Origin of the sequence: Rhizobium leguminosarum bv. viciae (genome assembly GCF_012276115.1) — a bacterium.
Taxonomy (GTDB): Bacteria; Pseudomonadota; Alphaproteobacteria; order Rhizobiales; family Rhizobiaceae; genus Rhizobium; species Rhizobium leguminosarum_T.
Window position 1 is genome coordinate 94,866 of record NZ_WIEU01000007.1, and the last position, 26,051, is coordinate 120,916.

A 26,051-nucleotide genomic window follows, 5' to 3' on the forward strand; every position below is an offset into this window, starting at 1 on the left:
GTCGATCGGCCCTAGTGCTTCCTTGCCGATCTTCACCCCGCCTATTCCACCGCGCGATGCTCCTTTACTACTCGCTGGATAGCCGTTTGACGGCCTCGGTTGCCTCCTGAAGGCCTCGGTCGCTTGCCTTGCGGTACCAGACCAGCGCCTCCTCAACTTTACCTTGGCCTTCGAGTATACGGCCAAGATAGTCCTGCGAATACTCGTTGCCACCTACGGCCGATCCCTTGACTTCACCCACTATCTGCCTCGGCTCAAGCCCGAGTTCAACAAGCTTGGTCTCATCGGAGGTCGCGACGATCTGGTAGAGTAGGTCAACGGCATCCGTGTTACCGAGACGCGCCCCGAATGCGGCCCAATAAAATGCCTGGGAAATGTCTATATCGGTGCCCCTCCCGTAAAAGTAATCGCTGGCCAATTCCGTGGCCGCGGAGGGATTGGAGCTCCAATCAATGGCCTTGAAATAATACTTATTTGCCTCCTTATAGTTCGGTAAGCAATCCGCACAAATTTCTCCAGTTGCGTAAAGTGCGCCCATCTCTGCCGCCGCATCTCCGTCATGGCGATCCACACCAAGCTTTAATATTTCTAGATATTTTGGTAAGTCCGGGGATCCGTATTCACCACTGCTTAGCGCTAATGTGTAATTAGTGACAATTGTACCGCCTCTATCAATGTATTCCTCCAAAAGCCTCCTACTCTCGTTCTTGAAATAAGAATTCTTGAATTCTCGATATTTGGATCGATAAACTACTGCTAAATTTCTACCAGCTTCCATGGAGCCAAGATTGTAGGCCTTCATGAAATATTCTAATGCTTTTTCGTTGTTATGAGGAAATATTCCTTCGAAGTAGCTGTGTCCCATGGCATTTATCGCGGCGATATAATTAATCTTCACCAACTCGGATAGGTTGGCACGAACGGTTTCAATCTCGCTAGGCTGGATATTTACTCTCCCGCTAAGCGCCCTTACGTACTGGAAGCGAAATCGCACATTGTCTGGCTCTCGCGCCGCCGAAGTCTCGCAGGCGGCTATCACTTTTTCGACATATCCGCCGCGGAACATTCGAAACGGGCTAAGGACCGGCCCGATGGCATCATTTTGGAACGGACTAGTTCCATAGAGATCGCATTCATCGATGGGCAGCAGCGCGACTGCGCCGAAGGACGCGATTGCTGCGAAGATCGCACCGCAGCAGGCTGCAATGGCAAGCCGGCGCAGTGGACGCCGTGCAATCCTCTTTGCCCACTCCTCTGGCAACGCAAAGAGGTGGTTGGCAGAAGCGAGGCTGGGCAAGAGGTAGTCGACGAGGATGCGGTCGGAGCGGATGCGCTCCGACGGAGGTACGCCCACTTGATTTCGCGCGGAGATCTGCATTGCCGGCGAGGCCGGGCGGGTCGCCGTCGTGATGCCCATCGCCTCGAGCAGCAACGACCGCACGTTGCGCCGCTCCGGTGCCGAAAGTCGTCTGAGCAGACGCGTCCGCATCCAGTCGGGCATCCAGCCCCGCCGGAACCAGGGCAGTTGCGCCACGGCGAGAAGGTCGGGACCGAGCAAAGCTGGGTGGCCGCCGCGTCTACCCGCCCGGTCGCGCAGATAGAGCGTCATCGGCCAGCTCAGTTCGGGATAGACCGCAGTCGCCGCGATCCAGCGATAGGCTTCATCTCCTGCCGCCCGCTGCAGTTCGGCGACAAGGCCGTCGACTTCCAGTGCGGGCGGCGAAGCTGCCTGCATCCAGCGGTCGGCGCGCTCATTGATGCGCGCAACCAGCCTTATCAGCGCCGACGCCGCGTCGCAGGTCGTGCTAGGCACGACTTGCGCGATCAGGCGGGCCGCAATCGCGCGAAGCCCGGCCGGTGAGGCATGCGCGACCATGAGGCCCTTTGGTAGCGCCCGGCCGAGTGAGCTCACGCCGGAAGGATCCTCCGGCACGACGAGAAAGAAGCGCTCCACATTGCCGAACTCTCCGATCCACGCCTTGGGCGCGCCCGATCCGGCATCCAGCAATTCACTCTCGGAGACAAGGAACAGGAAGATTGCGCCAGGAAAACCGCCGACTACGGAACGCAAAGTTTCAATCTCCCCAGAGCGTCTGCGTAGACATGTCCAAGGCGAGCGGTCGAAGTCGAACTGCTCGACGAAAAGACCGGCGCTGCGCATCGTTTCCACGATAGCCTCTCCATAAGACGCGAGATGGTCACGCGGGCCGCGGCGGTCGATCAGAACGATGAAGTCGGCAGGCACCGGCCGCGTACGCCAGCGAGGCGTCAACAAGCCGCCCTGCTCGGCGGTCGCGACCGCCATCGCCTCGGGGTCGATCTCGCGAATCTCGTCACGCGCCAGGCTGCGCAAAGGCTGGAGGTCGGTGAGGAGCCCACGATCGCCGAAGCGCGGCCGGCCGCTATGGAATGAGAGCGGCAGCGTCCGCAGATTCTGGCGCAGGCTCTCACGCCGCAGGTGCGCGAGCGTGAGGTAGACAAGTCCCGCGAAAGCCGCGGCATAAACTAGCCAGGGCAGCGCCGCGACCATGGACTTCTGCCACCCGAACTCTGTGTAGAACCAGCGCAGTGATCGGTTCCACGGTCGCTGCTTGGGAAGCTCCAGTTCCTTGATCTGGAGCTTCCGAATCCATTCGAGAAGCAGCTTGTTTGGGTCTGCGCTGACCGCCGACGCATTCGTGACGGATACCGGATTTTCGACCGGGCGGCGATCGATCGCCTGCCACGCGAACACCACGAGCGCGATCGTTAGGGAGATCACCATCGCTGCCGCCGCCCGCGTGATGCTAGTACTGACGGCGCGCCGCAGCCAGGTCTTTTGCTCCTCCCCTTTTCCGTCAGCCGACAGTCCTCCCGATTCGTCGAGTTCTATGCCTGTTTCGGAGTATGTGGCGAGGAATTGATCGTAGCACATCGCTTGCTGTGTCGGCGTGCCAGCGAGGACAGGCACGATGAGACGCGCGAACGCGCCGGCCGTAGCAGGCATGGCGCCGGCATTTTCGAGCCGCGATAGGAGAAGGAAAAGCCGCGATTGTTGCTCGACGCCAACAGCGACACCCTCGAGTCTGACCCGCGCAAGATACTCGGCCAGCCGGCGGTACACGGTGTCGACGGCTAGCGGAGCCTCAGCCGCGCGCGCCATCACGCCATCCCGAAAGCATGTCCCCTACCCGTGACTGGTCGCTGCTGATCTTGGCTAGCGCCGACAGACTGCGCCGCGCGAGCTCTCGCGTCGCGGGATTAGACAGTGAGGTCGATGGCGCGGCACCGCGCCGTAACATGGCACTCAGCCAGTTGAGCAACTCCGCGGTTCCTGGCTTCTTCTCCAGTCCCGCCGGGTCGTGCCGCACGAAGAGCGCGAATTTCACAGCGTCGCGCATCAGGGTTAAGTCAGCGTCCTGGGGGAAATAGCCTGGCAGGCGCGCGAGCACGATCTCCTCCATCGTCGCCGCGTTGGGGAACGGGATATTGTAATAAATGCAGCGGCGCAGGAACGCGTCCGGCAGCGACTTCTCCGAGTTGTTGGTTATTACTACGATCGGATGATGGTCGGGATCGGCCTCAATGGCGCGGTTGCCAAGCTCAGGAATGCGAAAATACATCCGCTCGATCTCGTTCAGGATGTCATTTGGGAAGTCGCGCGGGGCCTTTTCCACTTCGTCTATCAGCACGACCGATCGCCGCTTACCGGGGTGGACGTAACCGGCCGGCAGCACTTCATGCACCAAATCCGGATCGTTTGCGCGCACGATCGCCTCGCCGAGCGCATTATAGGTGATGTAGTCGGCGGGCCGGCCGGCGCCAGTGCCGAGCTCCTTGGAAGTAAATCGCCCGATCGTATCATAGCCGTAGAAAAGGTCTCGCGCCTGCGATGTCGACTTGGTCTCGAAGGCTAGTGGCACACCGAGCCCGAGTTCAAAGGCGACGCTCGCCGCAAGCACCGTCTTTCCCGTACCCGGCTCCCCCGTCACCATCAGGGGCTGCCGCAAAAGCAGTGCGACATTGACCGCATCGACCAGCCCCGGATCTCGGCGGTATTCGCGCGGATCGCGCATCTCGTTGCCAGGCGAGGGAGGAAGTGGCTTCGGCACGGCTGGCGGTGCGCTCGACGGCGTAGCTGGGTACAGCATGGTCATAACACTGCGCTCCGCGATGAGGACGTATCGGCACTGATCTTCATTTCGTCAATGATCGTCCTTAGGAATGAGGCCGCCTGAACCATTGGCACCTTGCGCTCGCCCATGCCGAGCGCGCCGGTGAAATACTTTCGCAGCCGAATTCGCAAATCCGGCGGCGCCTCGGCGGCGAAAGCGCTGTGCTCATCGATCCAGGCTTCGACGTCCTCGTAGCTGACAGGACCGAGCTGCGGCAATATCGCGATCGTCACCAGATCGCCAGCCAACTTGGCAAGGCCCATGAGATAGTTCAGCACCCGCGCGGTGGGCGATCCGATCCCGAATGGCCAAATACGTTCGCCGCCGTGGCAGAACCGCCCGACTACGACAATCGGATAGTGGCGCCCTGTTGTGTTCAGGCGTCTCCACCAGTCGATCCACTCGACGAGCAGGCGGTGGTGGCCGTCGTTCCACTTGCGCACGCTGACATCGAAATAGAGAAATAGTGCGCCGTTCTGGTGCTTGAGGCGGTGCTCGATGCCCGTAATGCCCGAGCGCGCACTTATCCCAAGCTTTTCAGCAAGCTCATACTCCAGGTCGTCGAGATGGTCTTTGATCTCGTCAGTGTCGGCACGGGAACTGACATCGGCCGGCCAGCGCAGTAGCCGATCGTCGACTGGGGCCGAGAGCCCTCTGCGCTGCAATAGGTACGGCAAGTCGACAGCTTGAAACTGTTCGACGAGTTTGTCGGCGCATTGACTCTCCTCGCCGACGACGAAGAACATCTGCGGTCGCACTAAGTCACGCTCGAGTTCGGCCTCGACCGCCTCGCGAAAGCGGCGTCGCTGCAAGCGACGGTCGCAGTCAAAGGGAAGCAATCGACCGAAGCGCTTTTGGTTCGTCTGCGACGGCTGGGCGGACGCGCCGCCCTCGTGCAGCAATAAACGGCGGAGTTCCGCGACCAAACCCCCAAGAGCGGGTGGGCCTTCGGTCCGGAACCCAGACACGTCGACAGCCTGCCTGATACGCATCAGGCCGCTTATCTCCCCGCGGCCAATATCGTCGAGCTTGGCTATAACCAGCTTATCGTTGTGGCTGCCATGATCAAATTCGCGAAAAAGCGAATCTGAACGCGCCAGATTGTTGGAATTGCAAGAGAGAAAGAACAGCACGCAAACCGCACGTTCGTACCCCGAGCGGATCTCGGCATCCCAATCAGCTCCGGACCGTATACCCGGCTGCAACAATGGGTGGTCACCGAGGCCGGTTTCGCGTGGGCGATCCACCCACAGCGGGATTCCCTCCCTAAGCAGCGCCTCCAGGATCGGTTTCAGCAGCGGCTTGTCCAGATTGGCATGGGAAATGAAGACGTAGCGCATCATCAACCGAGATTCCCCTCAGGCAACCGATCCTAACGCAAACCTTACATTGTGGATTAACTTTACACAAGTGACTGCTAATATTCTAACGCAGGTACAAAGCTTGCCCTTACGAAAACAAAGCCGGGTTGCAAGCGCTGTAACGCACCGCAGTCCGCACTCGTGACATGCCCCAGGGTCGGTTTGCTAGAATCCCCTCTGGCTCTCTTACGCGAGCCCGATGCTGCCATAAAGCTACGCATCAGGCATGAACTGCTTTACAAGCAGCATCTACATGGTTCATTTTTGATGGAAGCGATTGCCGACGTAAGACACTCATGGAGTGAATTAAGTTTCGAGGAAAACTGGGGAGTACGTCGCAATGGAGCCTCTCGCATCAGCGTCTGCATTGCAGTCGACGTGGTCCAGAACAGCAACCAAACTCAAGCAGACCATTGATCGTACAAGGTGGGTCACTCTCACCCTATCGGCGATTGCGGCACTATTCGCCGCTGTGGCGAGCCAATTCGCAACCGAACACGATTCATGGCGTCTTCGTCTGGCAGTTGCGAGCGCAGTCCTGCTCGGTGTCGTAAGCTTTCTGAACTCGCGTCTGCTTGGAGGTACGCAGGTTGCGGCCTGGACCAGGATTCGGGCCGCTTCTGAGGCGCTGAAAGGAGCCATCTACAAATATTCGGCGTTCGCTGCTCCCTTCGATGATCAGGTACACGCCGCGGAGCGATTTAACGAAGAGCGTGAAAACATAGCTGAGAATATTGATGACTTGCTATCGCTGCTCGAGCCAAATCAAGGAGCAGGATCCGCTCCCTCGACCCGCTTTGCAGCTCCATCCGAATACATCGACAACCGCGTCCGGAAACAAATCGCCCGGTATGAAATGAAAGCAGCTGAATATGCTCCTGTCGCAAAGAGGCTTCGCAGGATCGAATTCGCTCTGTCCCTGTTGGCCGCCCTTGTCACGGCCGCCGTTGGCGTGGCTGGCAAGAACCTATTCGGCTTGGGTTTCGATTTCATAGCGCTAACGTCGGTTTTGACCACGATAGGCGGAGCCATCCTCGCTCATACCGAAGCGTCTCGATACGATTTTCTTATTGCCACGTATCGCGCCACGGCGCGCCGGCTCGACAATGAACTAAGCTGTTCAAATTCCAGTCTTGTTGTACCGTCGCCTGAATGGTCGAGCTTCGTCGAGAGATGCGAGTCGATTCTCGCGGCCGAGAACGGAGCTTGGCAAGCTAAGTGTGGAAAGCCCTAGGACCGATCGACATTCAGGATTCCCAAATCGGTTGATCACTGATTCATAGGGTACCGTGTGAAGCACGGAGGCCTTTGATGGGAGTGAAGCGATAGGAGTTGAACGAGGCGCAATGGTCGAGAATTGCGCCTTTGTTGCCAGGCTAGGCCAGCGATCCGGGTCGGACGGGGTAGATAACCGGTTGTTTGTGAACGGATGTTTGTGGGTGCTGCGCTCGGGTGCACACTGGCGGGATCTGCCGGAGCGCTACGGCAAGTGGAAGACGGTCCATCGCCGGTTCAGTCGCTGGTGCCATGCCGGCGTATGGGAGCGGGTCTTTGATGCCCTCACTGCTGACCGGGACAATCAGTACTTAATGATCGACAGCACCATCGTGCTTGCTCATCAACAGGCGGCGAGCGGAAAAGGGGCAAGGATCAGGCGCTGGGGCGTTCCAGAGGTGGACTGACGACCAAGATCCATATGCTGGCCGATGCACTCGGGCGTCCCTTGCGCTTTATCGTGACGGCCGACCAGGTCGGCGACGTCACGCAAGCTCCCGCTCTTCTTCATGACCAGACAGGTCAGGCCGTTCTGGGCGATAAAGCCTATGACAGCAATGCCTTGCGCGCAACGATCGCGAAGATGGAGGCCGAGGCGGTCATACCCTCAAATCGTTCCCGAGAGTCATCATCCCGCATAATCCGATTAACAAGCATCGCAATCGCATCGAAAGGTGCTTCAATCGCCTGAAACACTTCCGACGCTTTGCCACGCGCTACGAGCGTCGAACTATCCACTTCACAGGTTCATCCATCTCGCCGCAATCATGATCTGGATACCATGAATGTCGATCGCTCTCAGATCAGCAGTCGCAGCAACGCGCCCTCGTCCTTCACCCCATGCTGGTACGAATGGATAACCCGCTGAGCCAGATCTTCGCGCTCGGTGTCTGTCGTGATTTCTCGCACCGAGCTGATGTGGTCAAAGACTCTTTGGCAAAGCGCGACTTCTTCGTCGCTCAACGCGGTTTGTGCGTCGGCTATCTGGGATCGGATCATGATCGCCCTCACTTTCATTTGGAACGATAGAGGATGAACATCTCCTTTTAAAGCGGATGAAGGGAGACACAAGCTCGTGAGGTCTCATCGCAATCTTCCGGATAGGCCTTTGTCCCATCTGACAACTAGTGTTCGTTCGGACCGCTCCACACATATGCGGAAGCTGGCTTTCTCCGGGCATTCCAGATCACTTCGTACCCTATCTTCTCAAGAGAGAGTAATGCACCAAGCCTTTCTTCATCCGACAGGCTCCGCAGAGAAACGTTAAGTGCGTCAAGGCCGCCTAGATTGTAGAGATTGACGAATATATTGAGTGACATTGTTCCTCTCCCATTGACATAGTATAACACTGGGAAAATGATTTGCTTCACGCTTAGATTAATATTTTCACATCTATTATCGTTTCAAAAATTGTTGGCGATTTTCTTGATTGGAGTCTGGGGTTGATTGGACGCGGGCAGAGCCTTGCGTCTTTCGCTCTGTCCTATACCGCACATTGAAATCTCCGGAACTTGGCATAAAATCAGTGCGTTGTGGTTACGTGTCACGTCAGCATCTGGGAGGATTGCGATGTTTCAAGGTATGCACGGCTCCAAGTCGGCTCTGGGTCCAGAAGACCTCACAATGATCAAAGACATCTATGACGAATGGTGCGCCGCTCGCTGCTGCTCCAAGGATAGCCCAAGTGCAATCAAAGCAGCTCAAGAGTTGATCTCCATGTTCGAGCATGGGGTACGGTCGAAAGATGATCTCCGCACTATGGTCGGCACAATAGGTGCCCATTTGCTCAAACACTGAACTAAGCCGATGGCGATCGGCTGCTGGCGAGCGCCTGCGCGCATGGCTGGGCTGTCGTTTACCTGCGTCGATGCAAGTAACGCGACGATTTATGAAATTGGCTCAGGCACAGGAACCAAATTCCGCTGCGGTCCGTTTCCTCCTCATCGATGACTGGTCTGGTCGCCAGACTTGGTAATGACTGAACAAAAACCCGGTGAAAGCCGGGTTTTTGATGCCGAAGGCGTTAAGGTGGTTGATGGCTGTCGGGTGTCATGAATATCCGCCAAAAGCCAGGAGAAGGGCGCCGAGTGCGATAACGGCGAGCGCCGGCCAGTTTTGCGATAGCCCGAGGAACCTAAGGCCTTGGCGCCGTGGTTCCAGCGTGGTGCCGCCTTGCGGCATTTGGTGCGGATTACTCGGTTTTCGACCAAGCGCCGACGTAAAAAGAAAAAGAAGTCCGCCGATGATGAGAGCGGCTCCGGTCAGGATTGCCCACATGATGGCCTCCGCTAGCGATGAGGATGTGGATTAAACCAAATCCGGACCTGATCGTTCCGTGCGCGGCTACTCACCTGAACAACCGCCGCGTCGGAACCAAAAGCGCTCGCATGGAATTTGACTGCTGAGCAATCCTGGAGATCCTGATGGACAAGACACCGAAGACGGCCATCCGCGGCATGATGTTCTACGTGCTCACTCTTCTCGTCCTCGGGGTGCTGGCAGGCGCCGCCTACATGATCTATGGCCATCCCGCCGATCCGTCCGAGCGACCGGCGGCCGAGACGATTCCGCAAAAAGCTCCGGCTCCGCAGTAAGATACCCTTTCCAAGTCATTGATTGATCGCCGTTCGAGAACAGACGATGACCGGTGAAGATGCCTGTCAAAGTCCAACGCCCACCCGGTCAGGTCGTGCTGAAACGCCTTGGGTTCCACGGCACCAGATCAGCAAATGGCAAAGAATATGGCTTTGGAAAGCAAGGCCGATATCCTGTCGCAAGTCCTTCCAACCAGTATGGAACTCTTATTATAGGGAGAACAACCTGCGACAGAGAAAATCGGCAGCTGCGCAGGACCAATAAGATTGTGGAGAAGCAGTGGGGCCAGCTCTGTCTGGAACCCTAAGAGAGTGCGGCGGAACAGGGGAGATTGCGGATGAGGGAACATGCAGTCGTGATATCAGGGGCAGGGCCGACGGGCCTGATGCTGGCAGGCGAACTGGCCTTGGCGGGCGTCGACGTCGCCATTGTCGAGCGCCGCCCTGACCAGGGGCTTGCCGGTACGCGTGCCGGCGGTCTGAGTGCACGCACGCTCGAGGTTCTCGATCAGCGTGGCATCGTCGGCCGGTTCCTCGCGGAAGGGCAGATAGCCCAGGTCACGGGATTCGCGGTGACGCGTCTGGATATCAGCGATTTTCCGACCCGGCACAATTACGGGCTGGCGCTGCGGCAGAAGCATATCGAGCGCATTCTGGCCGGCTGGGTCGGCGAGCTGGCGGTGCCGATCTATCGCAGCCTCGAGGTAACGGGTTTCGTGCAGGATGACAGCGGCGTCAGCATCGAACTCTCCGATGGGGCCTCGCTCAGGGCCTGCTATCTCGCCGGCTGCGATGGTGGCCGCAGTCTGGTTCGCAAGGCTGCCGGCATCGCGTTTCCGGGATGGGATGCGACGACCGGCAACGTTCTCGCCGAAGTGGAGATGGAAGAGGAGCCGCCATTGGGCATCCATCGCACGCCCCTTGGCATCTATGCCTTCGGCAGGGAGGAGTATGAAATTGTCGACGGCAAGATCGTTTTTGCCAAGGAAGGTCCGATCGGCGTGATGGTGCCTGAGAAGAATGCCGGCGCCACGACCGAACCGACGCTCGGTGATCTCAGGGAAGCCCTCCTCGCCGCATTCGAAACGGATTACGGCATCCATCGTGTTAACTGGATTTCCCGGTTCACCGACATGTCCAGGCAGGCGACGGCCTACCGCAAGGGCCGGATACTCCTTGCCGGCGACGCCGCCCATGTGCATTCTCCGGTCGGCGGGCAAGGCCTGAATACCGGTGTGCAGGATGCCGTCAATCTCGGTTGGAAGCTGGCCCAGGTGGTGAAGGGTAAGTCGCCTGAAGCCTTGCTCGACAGCTATCACGCCGAGCGGCATCCGGTTGCGGCCCGCGTGTTGCGCATGACGATGGCGCAGGTGGCATTGCAGCGGACCGACGATCGCACCGAAGCCTTGCGTGACGTGGTAACGGAGCTGCTTGGCATGGAGGAGCCGCGCAAACGCATCGCCGCCGAGATGTCCGGATTGGCGATCCATTACGAGTTCGGCGAGGGGCATCCGCTGCTCGGCCGCCGAATGCCTGACCTCGATCTCACCACGCCTGTCGGTCCCACGCGCGTCTATAAGCTGCTCCAGGACGCGCGGCCGGTGCTCTTGAACCTCGACACGCCCGGCAGCTTCGACATCGCGCCCTGGTCGGACCGCATCAAGTTGGTCGACGCCGGATATGACGGCGCATGGGAGCTGCCGGCGCTGGGCCTAGTCTCCGCGCCAACGGCCGTGTTGATCCGGCCCGACGGATATGTGGCGTGGGTGGATGACAGGACGCAGGATGGTCTGCAGGAGGCGATGAATAGCTGGTTCGGACCACCCGGCTAAAGTTGACAAAAGCGCTTGCCTAAGCGGCGAGCGAGATCGGATCGCAATCCGATATCATCGCGGGGTCCGGCATGGGTTTGCCGCGGCGTTCCCATGTCCGGCGGCTGATGCCGAAAGCCTCCCAGGGGCGCGCTTGACTGAAAGAATTGGCGAGATAGTCGGCTCTGGAAAGCGCGCCGGCGGCACGGCGCTGCTCCTCTTTTCGGCTTCGGTCCCGCTGCCGCCGCTTTTCTTTTTGTAGTTTTGCTCGTTTCTGTTTCGGCACATCGAAGGCACCGATGGTGCGGATATCGAGGGCGCTCCGTTCTAAGTAACTGAGGTGCAAAGCATGGCCGAGCGCGTCGGCGGACAGGTCAGAAAAGCGCACCTTTGTCCGCTCGTAGATCACGTCCTCTATGTCGGCTTTCCCAGCCCAGGGAAGCCATCGCGCCGCCCAGCCGAGGACCACCTCGACGAACTCTTCCTTGAACTCGACAAGGGCGAGGCCGGCGATCACCTCGACATAAATCAAGGCGTCATCGGCCTCGGGCACGATGTCTCCGTGACGGTGCCTGATCAATTTTTCGATCTCGCGCATCCGGCCGCGGAAATGATTCCAGCGGCCGGTCCGCATGCGGCGCTGGACAGCCTTGTAACCGAGCAGACAGTCGCCGATCTTGATGGCTGTAACATCCCGCGCCAAGCCCGTCGGCCGATCGGCTTTTGCAGTCCGCTTTCCCGATTGCGCCGCTTCATCTGCGCCAATAAGACGAGCCATCGAATTCCCTTACCATCTGCCTTGGAAGTGTAAAGGAAGGGCCGGGGGGTGATCATCTACTTTTTGCAATCCGGCGAACATCGTCGCGCAGGAAAGCTTCAATCCTTTGACAACGCACTGTAGTAGGCCGCGAGCGCCTGAATATCCTCGTCGCTCAGACCTGCAGCAGCCCTGGTCATCACATCAGCATAGGCGCCGCCGCCACGATTTCCGCTGCGGAAAAGACGGAGCTGGTTTTCAAGATAGGGGACCGGTTGGCCGGCAAGGCGTGGATAGGCCTCGTTGACACCGGCAGCATCATGGCAGGCGGCGCAGGCTGCGATGCCACGCGTCCGGTCACCACGTTCCGCAAGGAGCTTGCCGCGAGAGAGTATTTCCGAAGGCCGGCCCGTTTCAGTGGGTACGCTCTGATTGGCGAAATAGCTGGCCAGCTTTTTCCGGTCTTCGCTTGATGTCTGCGAAAGCGCAACCTTCATGACGCCGCTTGGGCGTTTGCCGGCCGCGTAAGCCTCAAGACTGTCGCGGATGTAGGTCTCCGACTGGTCTGTGAGACGCGGGATGAGGCTGGTTTCATCGAGACCTGCCGACGAATGGCAGCCTTCGCAGCTTTTCACGATCGTCGCGAAGTCCCGGGATGCCGTCGCGGAAAAGCCGGCGAGCCGCTGATAGGCGGCTTGGTCGAGGCTTGGATATTCCCGCAGGAAGGCGACCATGGCCCAGACCTCGTCATCCCGTTCCAGCGAAGGCCAGGCGGGCATGCCGGTATAGCGCACGCCATGTTTGACGATCTCGAAGAGTTCGGCATCGTTCCATGTCGCGATGACATGCTGGAGGTTGGGCGGAGGTGGAAGCATGTTTTCGACGGTGGCGGGTCGCGGCATCGCCGGCGAGCCATGGCAGCCCGCACATCCGGTTTCGTAGTGTCCTGCGGCAAGCGGCAGCATCGCCGCCGTAAACCGTGGCGCATGCCCGCCGAGCGCTGCCGTGCGCACGGATGCCCGCATCACCCAGTGGAGGAACCAGTCCGTAACGCGCCAGTGCCCGGTGCTTGCACGGATGTCGATGATGCCGGCCCAGGCGACGAACAGGCCCGCTGCAGCAAGTACTGCGGCGCCGGCAGATATCCGTCTCCACCTTATCCGCATTGGCTGCCCCTTGAAGACGTAGGCTTGAGGACGTCGGCAAGCAGGATGATGGCGCCGAGCATGTAGGCGGCTGCGCCGACCAGGAGCATGACGACACCGCCGAGTTGCTGATCGGTGTCGCGGCCAAGGACGAAGCCGAGACAGGTGACATCTCCGACCCCATAAAGCGGGCGGGGCGCAAGGGTCAGCAGGACGCCGAGCAGCGTCATGTGGATCGAGGTGAAGAGCAGGCCGATGATGCCCGCCAGCCGCTGGGTGCCTTCCTCATGACGCTGGAAACACGCGGTCCACAACAGAATGCCGGCAAGAAGGAAGCTTGCCTGTTCGATAAGCATCGCATCAAGCCGCGTTTCCGCCAGCCGACGGAGCGCCGGCATATGCCAGAGCCAGACGACGATGAGCTCGGCGACCGAGGCGAGTAGCGGCCCGAACCAGGGGAGATGGACGGCGGGATCGAGCCGCCTGCCGCTGACCGCCATCGCCAGCAGCGGAGCTGCAATAGCGACGGTCGTCATGTGAACGATCATATGCGCCGTCAGCGATCCGCCGTTCCAGCTCGTCGCAAGAAGTCCCAGTGCCAGACAAAGGGCAAAGATGCCGGCGACAAGAGCAAGGTTCTTCATCGGGCACAGGCCTCGATAAAAAGCAGCGGGACCGATACGAAGATGACCGCGACGAAACTCAGGCCTGACAGCAGCAGTGTTGCAAAGCCCTGGAACAGCAACCGGTCTTGCCTCGTCGGTTCGTCATGGGGCGGATCGCCGCTGCCGAAGCCCCATTGCCGCCAGGCGAGCCAGGCGGCACCGAGAATGGCAAGCAGCGCGAGCACCGTCACAATGGACAAGGTAAAGCGGAGCATACCGAAAGAGAAAGCAACTTCCGATGCTTTCGCGCAATAGACGGCGGCTGCGACATAGCAGACAAGGAAATGCAGAGCCCAGACGGCGGGCCCGGTAAACAGGGTCCAGAGCGTTTCCACCTCTTTTGGGATCAGGCGCATCTCGTCACCTCAACTCTGGAAACAGGCCCAGCACTCCGAAGGAGGTGAGGGCAGTGATGACCAGGAAGTGCCAATAGAGCACGACATTGCGCAGATCGGCGTCATATTCCGCCGTCAGACGACCCGCAAAACTACTCGCCAGACAATAGAACTGCATGATCACGGCAACGAGGCCATGAATGACCGTCCAGAGGACGATGACCCAGACGATTGCCGGATAGACATGCGCCGTCGGCTGCATGTCGTACAGATAGGGACCCGCCAGACCGGCGGCGCAGGCGGCAAGTGTGAGGATGGTGGCGGTGAGGAGGCAAAGACGGGCCGATGCCATCCTGCCCTTCGAATTGATATATCGCGCAAACAGCATGGCAAGCCAGGCAAGGGCAAAGAGCGCGGCCGCCATCAGGGGCCAGAGCCTGCCCGGACCCGGCAATCCTGCCGTAAAATCGGGATGGATCGTCCAGTAGAAAAAATAGCCGAACATCAAGCTGGCATAGGCCGTGCCGTCTCCAGCCATGGTGATGAAGACTGCCCACCAGCCGACTGAAGCCGGGCCGGAGGCGTAAAGCGGAACCTGCTTACCAAGGCCGATATCCCTGAGGTTTTTCTTTGGTATCTCGCCGGTTCCGGTCCAGAGCCAGATCAGGACGGCGGCAAGTGTCACGGCGGCGCAGAGCGCCGTCAAGATCCACCAATGGAAGGTCAGTGCGATGAATGCGCCGCCAAGTGCCAAAGCGGAGATCACGGTCAGAAGCGAGGTGCCGCCGACCCGCAGGCATTGCAACGGCTCGGCGTCCAGAACCGACGTCACGAGCGTTTCGCGCCGACCGTCGGCCGCGTCGGGCAGATAGAACCGGCCCGCTTTGATGCCGTCGATCAGTTCCGGCTGGTCCCAGAGCGGATACCGGCTTTTGATGATCGGAATGGACCGCACCCCCCAATTTTCTTCCGGCTCGCTGATCCACTCCAGCGTTCCGGCATTCCAGGGGTTCATTTCGCCTTTCGGTTCGCGATGTCTTGGGCGCAGAATATCGATGACGATGATGGTGACACCTGCGGCAAAGATGAAGGCGCCGATGGTGGAGACGAGGTTCAGGAGGTTCCAGCCGACGTCGGACGGGTAGGTGAAGACCCGCCGCGGCATGCCGCGCAGGCCGGTCAGATGCATGGGGAAGAAGGCGGTGTTGAAACCGATAAACATGAGCCAGAAGGCGATCTTGCCCCATCGATCCGAAAGTTTTTTTGCGTTCACCAGCGGAAAATAATAGTAGATTCCGGCAACCACCGGAAACAGCATGCCGCCGATCATCACGTAATGGAGATGGGCGACGACGAAATAGGTGTCATGCGCCTGCCAGTCGAAGGGCGCGAGCGCCACCATGACGCCGGTCAGCCCGCCAATGATGAAGATCGCCAGTCCCCCGGCGCCAAAGAGCATGGGAAGGGAAAAGATCACCCGGCCGGCCAGCATGGTGGCGATGAAGACAAAGATCTGCACTCCGGTCGGGATTGCGACGGCCTCGGACGCTGCCGAGAAGAAGGCCAGTGAAATCTGCGGCAGGCCCGTGGTGAACATGTGGTGGACCCAGAGCCCGAAGCTCAGGAACCCAGTGCCGACCGCAGCCAGCACGATCCAGGAATAGCCGACGATCGGACGCTGCGCGAAGGTCGGAACGATCATCGCCATCAGCGCGATGGCGGGCAGGAAGATGATGTAGACCTCGGGGTGTCCGAAAATCCAGAACAGATGCTGCCAGAGCAGCGGATCGCCGCCACGTGCTGCATCGAAAAAAGGCCAGTCGAACATCCGCTCCATCTCGAACAGGATGTCGCCGGCGATCAGCGGCGGGAAGGCGAAGAGGATCATGCCCGCCACGATCAGCAGATACCAGGCAAAGAGCGGCATCATGTTGATCCGCATGCCCGGCGCCCGGCATTTCATGATGCCGACGATGAGCTCGACGGCTGCGGCGATGGAGGCGACCTCGATGAAGGAAAGGCCAAGCAGCCAGATATCCGCGCCGATGCCGGAATATTGCTTGTCGGTGGCAAGCGGCGGATACATGAACCAACCCGCATTGGGCGCCGCCCCGAAAAATATCGACCCGCAGACGAACACGCCGCCGAGCGCAAAACTCCAGAAGCCGAAAGCGGAAAGCCGCGGAAAGGGCAACTCCCGCGCGCCAAGCATGGAGGGCAGGAGGAAGATTGCGACGGCCTCGAAGATCGGAACGGCAAACAGGAACATCATCACGGTGCCGTGCAGCGTGAAGGCCTGGTTGAAGAGATCGGCGGAGAGAAAGTCGTTGTCGGGCACTGCCAGTTGCAGGCGCATGAGCAGCGCAAGGATGCCGGCAAATAGCATGAAGATGAAGGCGGCCGATCCATACCACAGGCCGATCTGAGTGTTGTTGACCGAGGTCCAGTAACGCCAGCCTTTCGGATTGGCCCATACGCGCCGAAGTTCCGCTTCCTGTGCGGCGGATGTTTCGGCTGAGACCGAAGCCAGTGGTTCCGTCATTTGAGCCCCCCGAGATAGCGGGCAATTTCTTCGATATCATCTTCGGGAAGCATGTTGAAAGCGGGCATCTTCGCGCCCGGTTTCACCGATGAGGGTGAGCGAATGAAGCGGGCGATGTTCTCCGGCGTGTTGGCAAGCGCACCTGCGCCGATCGAGAGGCGGGCGCCGATCAAGGTGAGATCCGGGGCGGTCTGGCCGGCGATCTGCAGTCCACGCAGCGAATGGCAGGCCACACAGCCATGGCGCTGCAGGAGGCGTTCGCCTTCAGCCGCAACGCCGGCGTGGCCATCGGTCAGCCTGCTGCGCCAGGCGTTATAATCGTCCTCCTCCATAACGACGACCGAGAAAGCCATATAGGCATGCGAGGCACCGCAAAATTCGGCGCAAGGGGCACGATAGCTGCCGGTGCGCGTTGGCGTCAGCGTGAGGAAATTGGTCCGGCCCGGAATCATGTCCATCTTGCCGCCCAGCGCCGGAATCCAGAAGGAATGAATAACGTCGGTCGCTTTGAGGGAAAAAGTCGCCGGTCGGCCGACAGGCAGGCGAATTTCGTTGGCGGTCTCGAAAGCAGGCTGGTCACCGACGGCCGGATAGCGAATACGCCACCAGAACTGCTCCCCCGTCACCTCAATCGCCCCATCCTTTGCTGCAAGCAGGTTCCAAGGCCGTATCGTCGGCATCAGCCAGACTGCGTAGCCCAGCAAAAGCAGAAGGACGACAGTCGGAAATGCAACACCACCCCAGGCAATGAGCACACCGGCCTTCTCCGCCGGCCATACTTCCCGTCGATGGCGCGCAGCGTGAAGGAGCAGGAAGGTTACGCCGGCCCAAATCGAAATGCCGCCAATAACCATGACGACGAACAGCCGATAGACCGCCTCCGATTCCTCGCCGGCGGGACTAAGCGCGGACTGCTGGCCGCTGCAACCCGCAAGAACGAGTGCACTGAAAGGAACAAGACATCGCAGGATTGTCGGTCTCCCTTTCCTCCAATGCTCAAGTTCTCCGATATGGAACGCGTATGTCGGGTTGCAAGTGGCTGAAGTTTGTCGGGCGGCAACTGGGCGGTATCGCCGATGCTGTGAATACGTCACAATCGACGACCAATAATTCCTTCCGTGAAAAAGCCAGCTTGGCCTTCTCGAAACCTGTCAGGGGGCGTCGACGCGTCAATCGCGCTTCGTGAAGTCCTTTCAACCAGGCGCGCGCTCCGGCTTCCCTCGTCCATACGATCGCCGGGAGAAGAAGACGCGGTTGAGCCGCCGCATGCCATCAGCACGTCTGCAATCAGCGGAAGCCGAAGAAACTCAAAATCGCGAGCACGATAACGACAGCGCCGACAAGCCAGATCAAATTGTTCATGGGAAACCGTTCTCCTGTTTAAGGGGCGGGCCATTATGACCCGATCATCTAACGGTGAGGCAGGGCTTGAAGTTCCCAACCGGCCCAATTGCTGCAGCGTGCCATCTTCGGTGCAAAACCAATTTCCGGCTCTATGCCTTTCAATAACTGCACGAGCGAGCATTGCTGGGTCTGAACCCATCCGCACATGCCGGGTTTACCGATGTATTCCGCTGATATTGAAAATCCTGGTGATCCTGCCTTGCAGGCGACGTGCAGGAAGACGTGAACGCGGACACACCGATCAGCACTGCCGCCACCAATGGAAAAAATCGGTTCATCTGAACGTGTCCTCACAAGCTTGTCATGGTCGCAATCTACCATGCTAACGCGAGCCTATACGAAAACTTCTTGCCCGCTAGATCACGCTCACCTGAGCCGAAACATTCGCGCGATTGATCAATCAATCTATAATCGTGATGCGTCGCGGCCTCAGCCGATGACTAAATTCGCGTAAGTCTAAGCTGATCGGGCTATTCCGTCGCTATGGAAGTAGTTCCGCGACGTTAATAGTCAAGCGGGCGCGATTTCGACTTGAATAGATTGCGGTTTTTGAGTAAAATTACACCATAAAAAAGTAATATAAATGGGAGGATACTATGTCGTCAACTCGGTTTGATCCGATTCTGCTTCATCGTCAACATTTCATCGACGAGATCACGTGCCTCGATGAAATCTTCGATTTTCTCGACGAGTGGCCGGAGGACAAACGGGGTTTGGCATATGAAACGCTGTTGAAGGCGTGCAGAGATACGGCCAACGGGCGTTTCCCGCTGAGCGCTGCACGCGAGAATTTCCGGCGCTTTCTGAAGATGTCGGGCGTGCTTGCCAAAGTCGAGGGTGGTCCAAGGTTCGACGGACTGATGAATCATCAAATTGGTAATGCTTAATCAGACATGGCTGTTGGGGGCCGTCTGCATGGCAGGCGAGGGCGCGCCGTGACATCCGTCGCGGCGCGTTCTGGTTTAGATATCTACAGACCGGATGATCGCCTATTTCTTGGCCACAAAACGCCGCGGCAAGCCCTGCCAAGAGGCAGCCGGCTATTTGGGTGTCGGGTCCAGCAGATCTTAGTTTACGCCGGCATTGGCCCAGTCGCATCGGAAGACCAGCATGGGCTTCGAGAACCCCTTGAACCGTCGGCGCGTTGCGTGAGCGAAGAGATCGGCGGCGCCATATTCCCGAAAAATATTCTCCGAGACGAGGATCTGGTCGCTGGAGGCTGCCGCGCAGAGACGCGCGGCAAGTTGCACGGTCGAGCCGAAGAGGTCGTTGCTGTCCTCGACCGGCTCGCCGCAATCCACTCCGATGCGGATATGGATAGGCTCGGTGTTTCCGCCGTTGTATCGTTCGAATTCCCGCTGGATCGCCATGGCGCATGCGACCGCTGCCGTTGTCGCGGCGAAGGCCGCCATGATACCGTCGCCGGTGTGTTTCACTTCTCGGCCTGAATTCTGGCTGAGGCATCTGCGCACGATAGCGTCATGGGCCCTGACCATTTCGGTCGCAATGCGGTCGCCGAGGCGCGATGTCATTGCTGTCGATCCGACGATGTCGGTAAAGAGGATTGCCCGGTGGCCGGGATCGACGTCGCTGGATGACTGTCCAGGCGCCGGCTCAGGATCGTAAATTCGGCCGAGAAAAGCTTCGACCGCCGATAAGGCGACCTCGACGACCTCGCCGGCGACGAAGCCGTGCGCTTCTCGATGCACGCATTGCGCCGTTTCCGCATCCGGCGCATCCACGAGGCAGAAGGCGGTGCCGCGCCGCTGGTCGAACCAGTAGGTCAGGAACTTGACGCCGTATTTGTCCTGAATGTCGAGATCCATGCGATGCGCCCGGGCAACGTCGGCGGCTGTGATTCCTTCAAGAAAGTGCCGGTCCATGAAAATAGGCATCGCGCGCTCCTCCCAGATCCGCCGCGTGCAGGATAGATGGCATTGTACGACCGGGACGAAACGCCGTCCACCTTTGGGACAATCCATGAATGATTAGAGAGGTTCTTGCTTCCGGCAATGCATATGAGTTGCTGTAGTCCTTATAGAGTATAAAAGGAAAGACTGAGTTTTAATCAGCAGGCGTGGGATGGAAAGCCCGATATTTACCATAATCGGTCGCTTAATGACTGATCGCAGGACCCCACTTCAATCTCCGTGTTGTCAACCGCACCGGCTATAGGGGATCTGGAGGAGACGAAGAGGAACGTCTACACTGCTCATCGCTGATCAAGGTCAAATCCCGTGAAGCCACGTTTCGGCCGGTGACGCGGCCTACCAACGGCACGCAAATTGCATCGTACCCATGAGCTCCACCGAAATTGGGAAAAGCTGTAGCAAAGTGAGACAGACGGCACATTTTCGACCGGTTGGCTTGGCCTCAATGGGGCTTGGTCATTATGCCGTTATTAACTCTGTGTGGGACGCCGCGCGCACGCTCCTGCGCGACTGGCCGGTAGATGACGGCGAAGAATATTTCGAGGCCGTCAAGTCGTGCCTGGATGCGATTATCGGCGATCTCCCACCGGAACACGTGCGGGCGGCCTTCATCAGGGCGGCGCAGGAGGCCGGCATCGCCGTCATAGAAGCGGCGGACTGAGTATCTGCCTCGCCTCGACGCCAGCCTGCGGCTGGCAATACCTATCCTCAAAGCCAGATCGTCCCGACGCTTGACTTTTCCTGCCGAAGTTCTAATCTAGAACAAAACAGGAACATTGGAGATGATCATGACGCATACGGAACAGGTGATCGCCAACGCCCTCGCGCTTGTCGAAGCGTCCCGCGCAGCCCGCGAGCGCGATCAACAGCGGCGTGCCGCCTGGCAGAGAAAGGTCGAACTCAGCCGGCAGCTGCCGCCATTGCCACGCCCGGTTCAATTGCCGTTGGCGCTGAACTGATGCAGCCGGCAAAAACCTTGGAACCCCATCGGGCACGCCCCGAACAAACTGGGCCTGATCAGGCTTGGCCGGATCAAACGTGGCCCGATCAAGCCTGGCCGGATCAAGCCTGGGAAGTCGAAGCCGTGCTTGCCTGGCATGACGACAATGCCAAGGCGGCGATACGCTCGCTGCTCGATGACTGCAAACATCTCCGCCAGCAATTGGCGCTGGCGGAAAGCGTGATGAGCCGCGGGATGGCCCGCGGATGGGCGCCGAGATACGAGCGCGACGCCCTCTGAAACCGAGACGATCGGGACCCGGCAGGAGGCGTCAGCCGGCGTCAGCCGGCCTCCATTGCGTCATGCCGGGCGCTCTTCGGCGGCGTTCGGCCGCCATTTGATGAGTTTGCTTTCGACCACATCGAGAATCCTGTCGATGATCAGGACGAAGATCGCTAGGATGATGATACCGGCGAATACGCCGACAGCATCGAAGTTGCCTTCCGCCTGGGCGATGAGGTAGCCGAGTCCTGCCGACGCGCCGAGATATTCCCCAATGATCGCGCCGACCACTGCAAACCCTACTGAGGTGCGCAACGACGACAGGATCCAGCTGGCAGCGGCGGGGAAGTAGACATGACGCAGCAGATCCGACCGCTTGGCACCGAGGATTTTCGCATTGGCAAGAACGACAGGATTGACTTCGCGCACACCCTGCATGGCATTGAAAAAGGTGATGAAGAAGACGAGCGTGACCGCTAGTGCCACTTTGGACCAGAGACCCAGGCCGAGCCAAAGAACGAAGATTGGCGCGAGAACGACGCGTGGAATGGCATTGAGTGCCTTGATGAACGGGTCGAGAACGCGCGCCGCGCTACGGCTGAGACCGAGCCAGACACCGGCGGCGACACCGAGACCCGTGCCGATGATGTAGCCGAGGACGGTCTCAGTCAGGGTTATCGAGATGTGCTTGTAGAAGCCCGGATCAGCAGCCCAGGTAATAATCTGGTTGAAGATATCAAGAGGCGCCGGGAAGAAGAAAACATCGATGACGCCGAGGGTGACGCCGAGCTGCCAGCCTCCAAGAATAAGAACCAGCAGACACAGCTGGATGATGCGTTCAGTCACGACGTTCATAGCTTTTCTCCACTTCGCCGCGCAGGCTCGCCCAGATATTGCGGTACAGATCCATAAAGCGAGGATCGAGTTTGATTTCCGCGACGTCGCGAGGGCGCTCGAGTTCCACCGGGAAGCTTTCGATGACCCGCGAACGAGGACCGGCTGCAAGAATTGCAACACGGTCGCCAAGGGCAATGGCTTCCTCGAGGTCATGCGTGATCATCACCACGGCCCTGCGCTCTTCCTGCCAAAGACGCAGCAGTTCGTTTTGCATGAGGTGCCGCGTATGAATATCGAGGGCCGAAAAGGGCTCGTCCATCAGGATGACTTTGGGGCCGGCGATCAGGGCCTGCGCCATCTGGACACGCTTGCGCTGGCCACCGGAAAGCTGATGCGGATAGCGATGCTCGAACCCTTTAAGTCCGACTTTCGTAAGCCAGTTCATCGACCGCTCGCGCCGCTCCGCGCTCGGCACACCTTTGAATAGCAGTCCCAGTTCGACATTCTCGATCGATGTCTTCCAGGGCAGCAGGGCGTCCTGCTGAAAGAGGTAGCCGATATCGTTCTGGACACCCTTAACCGGAGCGCCGTCGATCGTCACCGTGCCGCTGGCAGGCCTCAGAAGACCGGCAATGGCGTTGAGCACGGTACTTTTGCCACAGCCCGTCGGGCCGACGATGGCGAGAAACTCGCCATCGGCAACTGTCAGATTCACGTCCTGCACTGCGACATAGGAGCCAAATGACATCGTGACCGCGTCGATCGATACCATTGGCCTTTTATTGTGTTTGCCCGTCGGGACGGACATGGGTTTTACGACAGCCAATGCCATGGCCTCCTCCTAGAATCAGTTGATGGTCTTGTCCGTGACCTTGTCCACGAAGGCGTTCGTGTAGGTTTTGGAAAGATCGATGGTCGCGGCGGCAACCTTTTCGTTGAAGCTCTTCAAGACGGCGAGCGGTGTCTGAGTGTCGGTCTCGCTGAACTTGCCGTCGACCGAGAAGATCGGTTTGGCGTTTTCGACGGCCTTCACGTAGGTCTCCCTGTCGCCGGAGACGAATTCCTTCGGCAGTTTTTCGACGATCTCTTCGGCGCTGTGATTCTTCATCCACTCCAGGGCCTTAACGGTCGCGTTGGTGACTTTCTGGATGGTTTCCGGGTTTTCGTCGATATAGGCCTGAGTCGCGTAGAGAACCGAGGTCGGGTAGATTCCGCCGTAGATTTCCTTCGCCCCCTCATCGCTGCGGGCGTCGATGAGGATCTTCCCGACACCCTTTGCTTCGATGAAGGTCGCGGCCGGATCATAGTTGACCAGAAGGTCGACCTTACCCTGTTCCAGCGCCGCAACGGCAGCCGACCCGGATCCGACGCCGATCAGCGACACGTCATCGGCCGATAGGTTGTGGCGCTGCAGATAGTAGCGCACGAAGAAGTCTGATGATGAGCCGGGTGCGGTGATACCGATTTTTGCACCCTTGATCGTGTCAGGCTTTGCCGGATCGAAAGTGGCGTTCTTTCCACCGGCAAGCACGAGACCGGAATTGCGGGCCAGCTGCACGAAGCCGACAACGGCCTTGTTCTGCGACTGCATCTGGATGGTGTGGTCGTAGAAGCCGACGGCAATATCCGTGGAACCGGCAACGAGCGCCTGAAGCGTCTTGGAGCCGCCGGATGCAAAATTCTCGACGGTTACTTCCAAACCTTCCTTTTCATAAAGGCCAAGGCCGGCGGCCACGGGAAAGGGCAAGTTGTTGAGATTGTAGGATCCGACACTGATGCGAACCGGTTCGGCAAGCGCCGTTCCTGCAAAAGCAACGGTTGCCGCGAGCGCGAGCATGAGTTTACGCATGATTTTCCTCCACTGATAAATTAATGTGGCACCCTCCCGGTGGCCACTTCAGGTTACGCCGCGCGAACGATCCTGCCGAGCGGTTTTGCAAAGACCTGGCCCTCAAAGAGCCGCCGGGCCGTTCTCAGTATTCCCGCAATGGTCTTGCCGTCGCGGGTATCCAGTTTCACGTCCAGGCGACCGCTTGGATGTTCCAAAACAAGTGTCGTTGGTGGCGATTGCTTGCCGATCAGCAACGAGGCAATGGTGCCTTCGTTGATACAGGCGGTCGCGATACCCACGGCACCGGTTGTCGCGAGCGACGGGTGACATTGCAGCGGCATGAAATAGCGGACGCTCAGGTGTCCGCCATTTCTGGGTCTGCAGATCAACACCGGCTTCGGCGTCACCTGACTGCTGACATCGCCCATGCCCATGAGCCGGCCCGCTTCTAGCCGCAGACGCTCAAGGCGCTGCAGCAATACGGCGTTGCCATTGAGTTCTGCGGCCGATTCATAACCGCTGATCCCAAATGCTTCGGCAGCGACGAGCATCATCGGCATTGCACAGTCGATACAGGTTACGTCGATGCCGTCGATTGTGTCGCGCGGATTGCCGGTCGGGAAAAGCGTGCCGGTGCGAGCGCCGGCAGCATCCATGAACGTCAGGGCGATCGGGGCCGCCAATCCTGGGACGCCGTCAATCGCGGCGTCGCCGAGATAAGCGACCTGGCCATCCGGCGTTGGAACCTCGGCCTCAATCAGCTTGCCGGTGTTGACGTTATGAATTTTGACACGGGTGACTGGGCCTGTCGACTTCACCAGACCAGCCTCAATGGCGAACGGTCCGACAGCTGCCAGCATGTTTCCGCAATTTGGCGAGGTGTCGACCAACTGCTGATCGATGCGGACCTGTGCAAAAAGATAATCGATATCCGCGCCTTCTACACTGGACGGCCCGACAATGGCAACTTTGCTCGTCACGGGGTTGCCGCCACCGATCCCGTCGATCTGGAGAGGGTGCCCGGAACCCATGATGGATAGGAGTATCGCGTCCCGCTCGGCTTTGTCGCAAGGGAGATCCGACGATAGGAAGAACGGCCCCTTCGAGGTTCCGCCCCGCATGAGAACACAGGGTATGGAGATCAGGTCATTCATCGTCGCTTCCATTACCAATGTGGTTTTCGTATCAATCGGCTTCGTTATTGCATTTAGCGGAAAGTTGATTAATTTGTGAAATGCGAATTACAGATGGAGTGATGCGTTTTGAGCATTAATTGCGAAATTTTGGATTTGCGGGCCTTTCTGGCGGTCGTGGAGTTGGAAAACTTCCACCGCTCGGCTGAACTGCTAAACCTGTCACAACCGGCCCTCAGCCGACGAATTCAAAAGTTGGAACTCGCCATAGGCGCGCCGCTGCTTGAACGAACGACGCGGCATGTTTCCACCACCGCTTTGGGGGCCGAACTCATCCCCTTGGTGAGACGCATGCTGGAAGAATTCGATACATCGCTTTTTGCGGTTCGCGATGCCGGATCACAGCGCAGCGGGCTCGTCACGATCGCTTGTCTGCCGACGGCCGCGTTTTATTTTCTTCCGACAGTCATCAAGCAGTTCAGTGTTGAATATCCCCACATCCGGTTTCGGATTCTCGACTTACCGGCGACCGACGGTTTGCAAGCCGTTGCGCGAGGGGAAGTCGAGTTCGGTATCAATATTATGGGATTATCCGATCCCGACCTCGTCTTCGAGCGGCTGATCGAGGATCCGTTCGTTCTTGCGGCTCGCAATGACCATCCGTTAGCATCGAGAGACGAACTGGAATGGGGCGATCTAACACCCTATCAGCTTATCACGGTTCATCGTTCCAGCGGCAACCGAACGCTTCTCGATGCGGCATTGGCCAAATCCAACCTGAAATTGCGATGGTCCTATGAGGTGACCCATCTTTCGACGTCGCTCGGTCTGGTCGAAGCCGGATTGGGAATTTCGGTTCTGCCAAAGCTCGCGACCCCCCAGGAGGATCATCCGTTCCTAGTTACCAGACCAATCCGAAACCCGGAAATATCCCGTACAATCGGCATCGTCCGCCGCCGCGGAGGAACGCTGTCCCCGGCGGCCGAACGGTTTATGACGATGTTGATCGGAACCTGGGCTGGGAAAAAGCTCACTGGAAATCCATGATTCGAAG

The 26,051-nt window shown here is 58.8% G+C and carries 27 protein-coding genes and 1 pseudogene; 11 read left to right on the forward strand and 17 right to left on the reverse strand.

Annotated features, from left to right (window positions below):
• Window positions 1-67 precede the first annotated feature (67 nt).
• Genes GFM02_RS15085 through GFM02_RS15095 form a run of 3 tightly spaced genes read right to left on the reverse strand, consistent with a single transcriptional unit; the run spans window position 68 to window position 5,497 of the window.
• Window positions 68-3,142, reverse strand: a complete 3,075-nt coding sequence (locus GFM02_RS15085; protein WP_168322038.1) for a tetratricopeptide repeat protein — start codon at window positions 3,140-3,142, stop codon at window positions 68-70.
• Complete coding sequence (locus tag GFM02_RS15090; protein ID WP_168322039.1) at window positions 3,126-4,136, reverse strand: AAA family ATPase; 1,011 nt, start codon at window positions 4,134-4,136, stop codon at window positions 3,126-3,128. Before GFM02_RS15090 ends, GFM02_RS15085 begins: the two co-directional genes overlap by 17 nt.
• Window positions 4,133-5,497 carry a toll/interleukin-1 receptor domain-containing protein gene (locus GFM02_RS15095; protein ID WP_168322040.1) on the reverse strand — a complete coding sequence of 455 codons (1,365 nt, stop codon included), beginning with the start codon at window positions 5,495-5,497 and terminating at the stop codon, window positions 4,133-4,135. The genes GFM02_RS15090 and GFM02_RS15095 overlap by 4 nt, the downstream gene beginning before the upstream one ends.
• A 358-nt stretch (window positions 5,498-5,855) precedes the next feature.
• Between GFM02_RS15095 and GFM02_RS15100 the strand changes: the two genes are divergently transcribed.
• On the forward strand, window positions 5,856-6,749 hold the full coding sequence (locus GFM02_RS15100) for a DUF4231 domain-containing protein (RefSeq protein ID WP_168322041.1): 894 nt from the start codon (window positions 5,856-5,858) through the stop codon (window positions 6,747-6,749).
• A gap of 98 nt (window positions 6,750-6,847) precedes the next feature.
• Window positions 6,848-7,575 (forward strand): annotated as a pseudogene (locus GFM02_RS15105) (IS5 family transposase).
• Window positions 7,576-7,588: 13 nt separating this feature from the next.
• Here the strand turns inward: GFM02_RS15105 and GFM02_RS15110 are convergent.
• Window positions 7,589-7,789 carry a hypothetical protein gene (locus GFM02_RS15110; RefSeq protein WP_027665927.1) on the reverse strand — a complete coding sequence of 67 codons (201 nt, stop codon included), beginning with the start codon at window positions 7,787-7,789 and terminating at the stop codon, window positions 7,589-7,591.
• A 125-nt stretch (window positions 7,790-7,914) separates the two neighbouring features.
• Window positions 7,915-8,109: a hypothetical protein gene (locus GFM02_RS35565; protein WP_062943270.1), complete on the reverse strand. Its 195-nt coding sequence runs from the start codon at window positions 8,107-8,109 to the stop codon at window positions 7,915-7,917.
• Window positions 8,110-8,413: 304 nt separating this feature from the next.
• Here GFM02_RS35565 and GFM02_RS15120 point away from each other — a divergent pair, with 304 nt between their 5' ends.
• On the forward strand, window positions 8,414-8,587 hold the full coding sequence (locus GFM02_RS15120) for a hypothetical protein (RefSeq protein ID WP_231283788.1): 174 nt from the start codon (window positions 8,414-8,416) through the stop codon (window positions 8,585-8,587).
• 252 nt (window positions 8,588-8,839) lie between these two features.
• Here GFM02_RS15120 and GFM02_RS15125 read toward each other — a convergent pair whose 3' ends face one another.
• On the reverse strand, window positions 8,840-9,067 hold the full coding sequence (locus GFM02_RS15125; RefSeq protein WP_168322042.1) for a hypothetical protein: 228 nt from the start codon (window positions 9,065-9,067) through the stop codon (window positions 8,840-8,842).
• Between the two features lie 146 nt (window positions 9,068-9,213).
• Here GFM02_RS15125 and GFM02_RS15130 point away from each other — a divergent pair, with 146 nt between their 5' ends.
• Complete coding sequence (locus GFM02_RS15130; RefSeq protein WP_168322043.1) at window positions 9,214-9,384, forward strand: hypothetical protein; 171 nt, start codon at window positions 9,214-9,216, stop codon at window positions 9,382-9,384.
• 338 nt (window positions 9,385-9,722) lie between these two features.
• Window positions 9,723-11,216 (forward strand): FAD-dependent monooxygenase, encoded by a 1,494-nt coding sequence (locus GFM02_RS15135; protein WP_168322044.1) that lies wholly within the window; start codon window positions 9,723-9,725, stop codon window positions 11,214-11,216.
• A gap of 19 nt (window positions 11,217-11,235) precedes the next feature.
• On the opposite strand, the gene GFM02_RS15140 is transcribed toward GFM02_RS15135, so the two are convergent.
• A complete protein-coding gene (locus GFM02_RS15140) occupies window positions 11,236-11,877 on the reverse strand; it encodes a hypothetical protein (RefSeq protein ID WP_348643970.1) in 642 nt (213 codons plus the stop codon).
• On the opposite strand from GFM02_RS15140, the gene GFM02_RS35570 reads away from it, so the two are divergent.
• Window positions 11,758-12,006 (forward strand): hypothetical protein, encoded by a 249-nt coding sequence (locus GFM02_RS35570; RefSeq protein ID WP_348643971.1) that lies wholly within the window; start codon window positions 11,758-11,760, stop codon window positions 12,004-12,006. The two genes, GFM02_RS15140 and GFM02_RS35570, sit on opposite strands and share 120 nt — an antisense overlap.
• A gap of 65 nt (window positions 12,007-12,071) precedes the next feature.
• On the opposite strand, the gene GFM02_RS15145 is transcribed toward GFM02_RS35570, so the two are convergent.
• From GFM02_RS15145 to coxB, 5 genes are read right to left on the reverse strand one after another with little or no spacing between them, the layout of a single operon-like run.
• Window positions 12,072-13,118 (reverse strand): c-type cytochrome, encoded by a 1,047-nt coding sequence (locus GFM02_RS15145; RefSeq protein ID WP_168322046.1) that lies wholly within the window; start codon window positions 13,116-13,118, stop codon window positions 12,072-12,074.
• Entirely contained in the window at window positions 13,109-13,741 is a 633-nt protein-coding gene (locus GFM02_RS15150; RefSeq protein ID WP_168322047.1) for a cytochrome c oxidase assembly protein, read from the reverse strand. Before GFM02_RS15150 ends, GFM02_RS15145 begins: the two co-directional genes overlap by 10 nt.
• Complete coding sequence (locus GFM02_RS15155; RefSeq protein WP_020049832.1) at window positions 13,738-14,118, reverse strand: hypothetical protein; 381 nt, start codon at window positions 14,116-14,118, stop codon at window positions 13,738-13,740. The genes GFM02_RS15150 and GFM02_RS15155 overlap by 4 nt, the downstream gene beginning before the upstream one ends.
• 4 nt (window positions 14,119-14,122) lie before the next feature.
• On the reverse strand, window positions 14,123-16,639 hold the full coding sequence (gene ctaD, locus GFM02_RS15160) for a cytochrome c oxidase subunit I (protein WP_168322048.1): 2,517 nt from the start codon (window positions 16,637-16,639) through the stop codon (window positions 14,123-14,125).
• The gene (gene coxB, locus GFM02_RS15165) at window positions 16,636-17,505 is read right to left on the reverse strand and encodes a cytochrome c oxidase subunit II (protein ID WP_281411272.1); all 870 of its coding nucleotides are present in this window, start codon (window positions 17,503-17,505) and stop codon (window positions 16,636-16,638) included. Before coxB ends, ctaD begins: the two co-directional genes overlap by 4 nt.
• A 1,134-nt stretch (window positions 17,506-18,639) precedes the next feature.
• On the opposite strand from coxB, the gene GFM02_RS15170 reads away from it, so the two are divergent.
• Complete coding sequence (locus GFM02_RS15170; protein WP_168256286.1) at window positions 18,640-18,930, forward strand: DUF982 domain-containing protein; 291 nt, start codon at window positions 18,640-18,642, stop codon at window positions 18,928-18,930.
• Window positions 18,931-19,110: 180 nt separating this feature from the next.
• Here GFM02_RS15170 and GFM02_RS15175 read toward each other — a convergent pair whose 3' ends face one another.
• Entirely contained in the window at window positions 19,111-19,938 is an 828-nt protein-coding gene (locus tag GFM02_RS15175) for a nickel-binding protein (RefSeq protein ID WP_168322049.1), read from the reverse strand.
• Window positions 19,939-20,377: 439 nt separating this feature from the next.
• Between GFM02_RS15175 and GFM02_RS15180 the strand changes: the two genes are divergently transcribed.
• From GFM02_RS15180 to GFM02_RS15190, 3 genes are all read left to right on the forward strand, one after another.
• Window positions 20,378-20,635: a DUF982 domain-containing protein gene (locus tag GFM02_RS15180; protein ID WP_011651896.1), complete on the forward strand. Its 258-nt coding sequence runs from the start codon at window positions 20,378-20,380 to the stop codon at window positions 20,633-20,635.
• A 127-nt stretch (window positions 20,636-20,762) separates the two neighbouring features.
• Window positions 20,763-20,933 (forward strand): hypothetical protein, encoded by a 171-nt coding sequence (locus GFM02_RS15185; protein WP_168321993.1) that lies wholly within the window; start codon window positions 20,763-20,765, stop codon window positions 20,931-20,933.
• Window positions 20,933-21,214 (forward strand): hypothetical protein, encoded by a 282-nt coding sequence (locus tag GFM02_RS15190; protein ID WP_168322050.1) that lies wholly within the window; start codon window positions 20,933-20,935, stop codon window positions 21,212-21,214. The genes GFM02_RS15185 and GFM02_RS15190 overlap by 1 nt, the downstream gene beginning before the upstream one ends.
• A 60-nt stretch (window positions 21,215-21,274) precedes the next feature.
• Here the strand turns inward: GFM02_RS15190 and GFM02_RS15195 are convergent, their stop codons facing one another.
• The 4 genes from GFM02_RS15195 to GFM02_RS15210 are packed head-to-tail and all read right to left on the reverse strand — an operon-like array spanning window position 21,275 to window position 25,018.
• Window positions 21,275-22,051, reverse strand: a complete 777-nt coding sequence (locus GFM02_RS15195) for an ABC transporter permease (protein WP_168322051.1) — start codon at window positions 22,049-22,051, stop codon at window positions 21,275-21,277.
• Complete coding sequence (locus GFM02_RS15200) at window positions 22,035-22,865, reverse strand: ABC transporter ATP-binding protein (RefSeq protein WP_168322052.1); 831 nt, start codon at window positions 22,863-22,865, stop codon at window positions 22,035-22,037. The genes GFM02_RS15195 and GFM02_RS15200 overlap by 17 nt, the downstream gene beginning before the upstream one ends.
• 15 nt (window positions 22,866-22,880) lie before the next feature.
• Complete coding sequence (locus GFM02_RS15205; protein ID WP_168322053.1) at window positions 22,881-23,882, reverse strand: ABC transporter substrate-binding protein; 1,002 nt, start codon at window positions 23,880-23,882, stop codon at window positions 22,881-22,883.
• Window positions 23,883-23,935: 53 nt separating this feature from the next.
• Complete coding sequence (locus tag GFM02_RS15210) at window positions 23,936-25,018, reverse strand: 4-oxalomesaconate tautomerase (protein ID WP_168322054.1); 1,083 nt, start codon at window positions 25,016-25,018, stop codon at window positions 23,936-23,938.
• 108 nt (window positions 25,019-25,126) lie between these two features.
• Here GFM02_RS15210 and GFM02_RS15215 point away from each other — a divergent pair, with 108 nt between their 5' ends.
• Window positions 25,127-26,044, forward strand: coding sequence for a LysR family transcriptional regulator (locus tag GFM02_RS15215; protein WP_168275210.1), 918 nt, complete (start codon window positions 25,127-25,129; stop codon window positions 26,042-26,044).
• Window positions 26,045-26,051 lie beyond the last annotated feature (7 nt).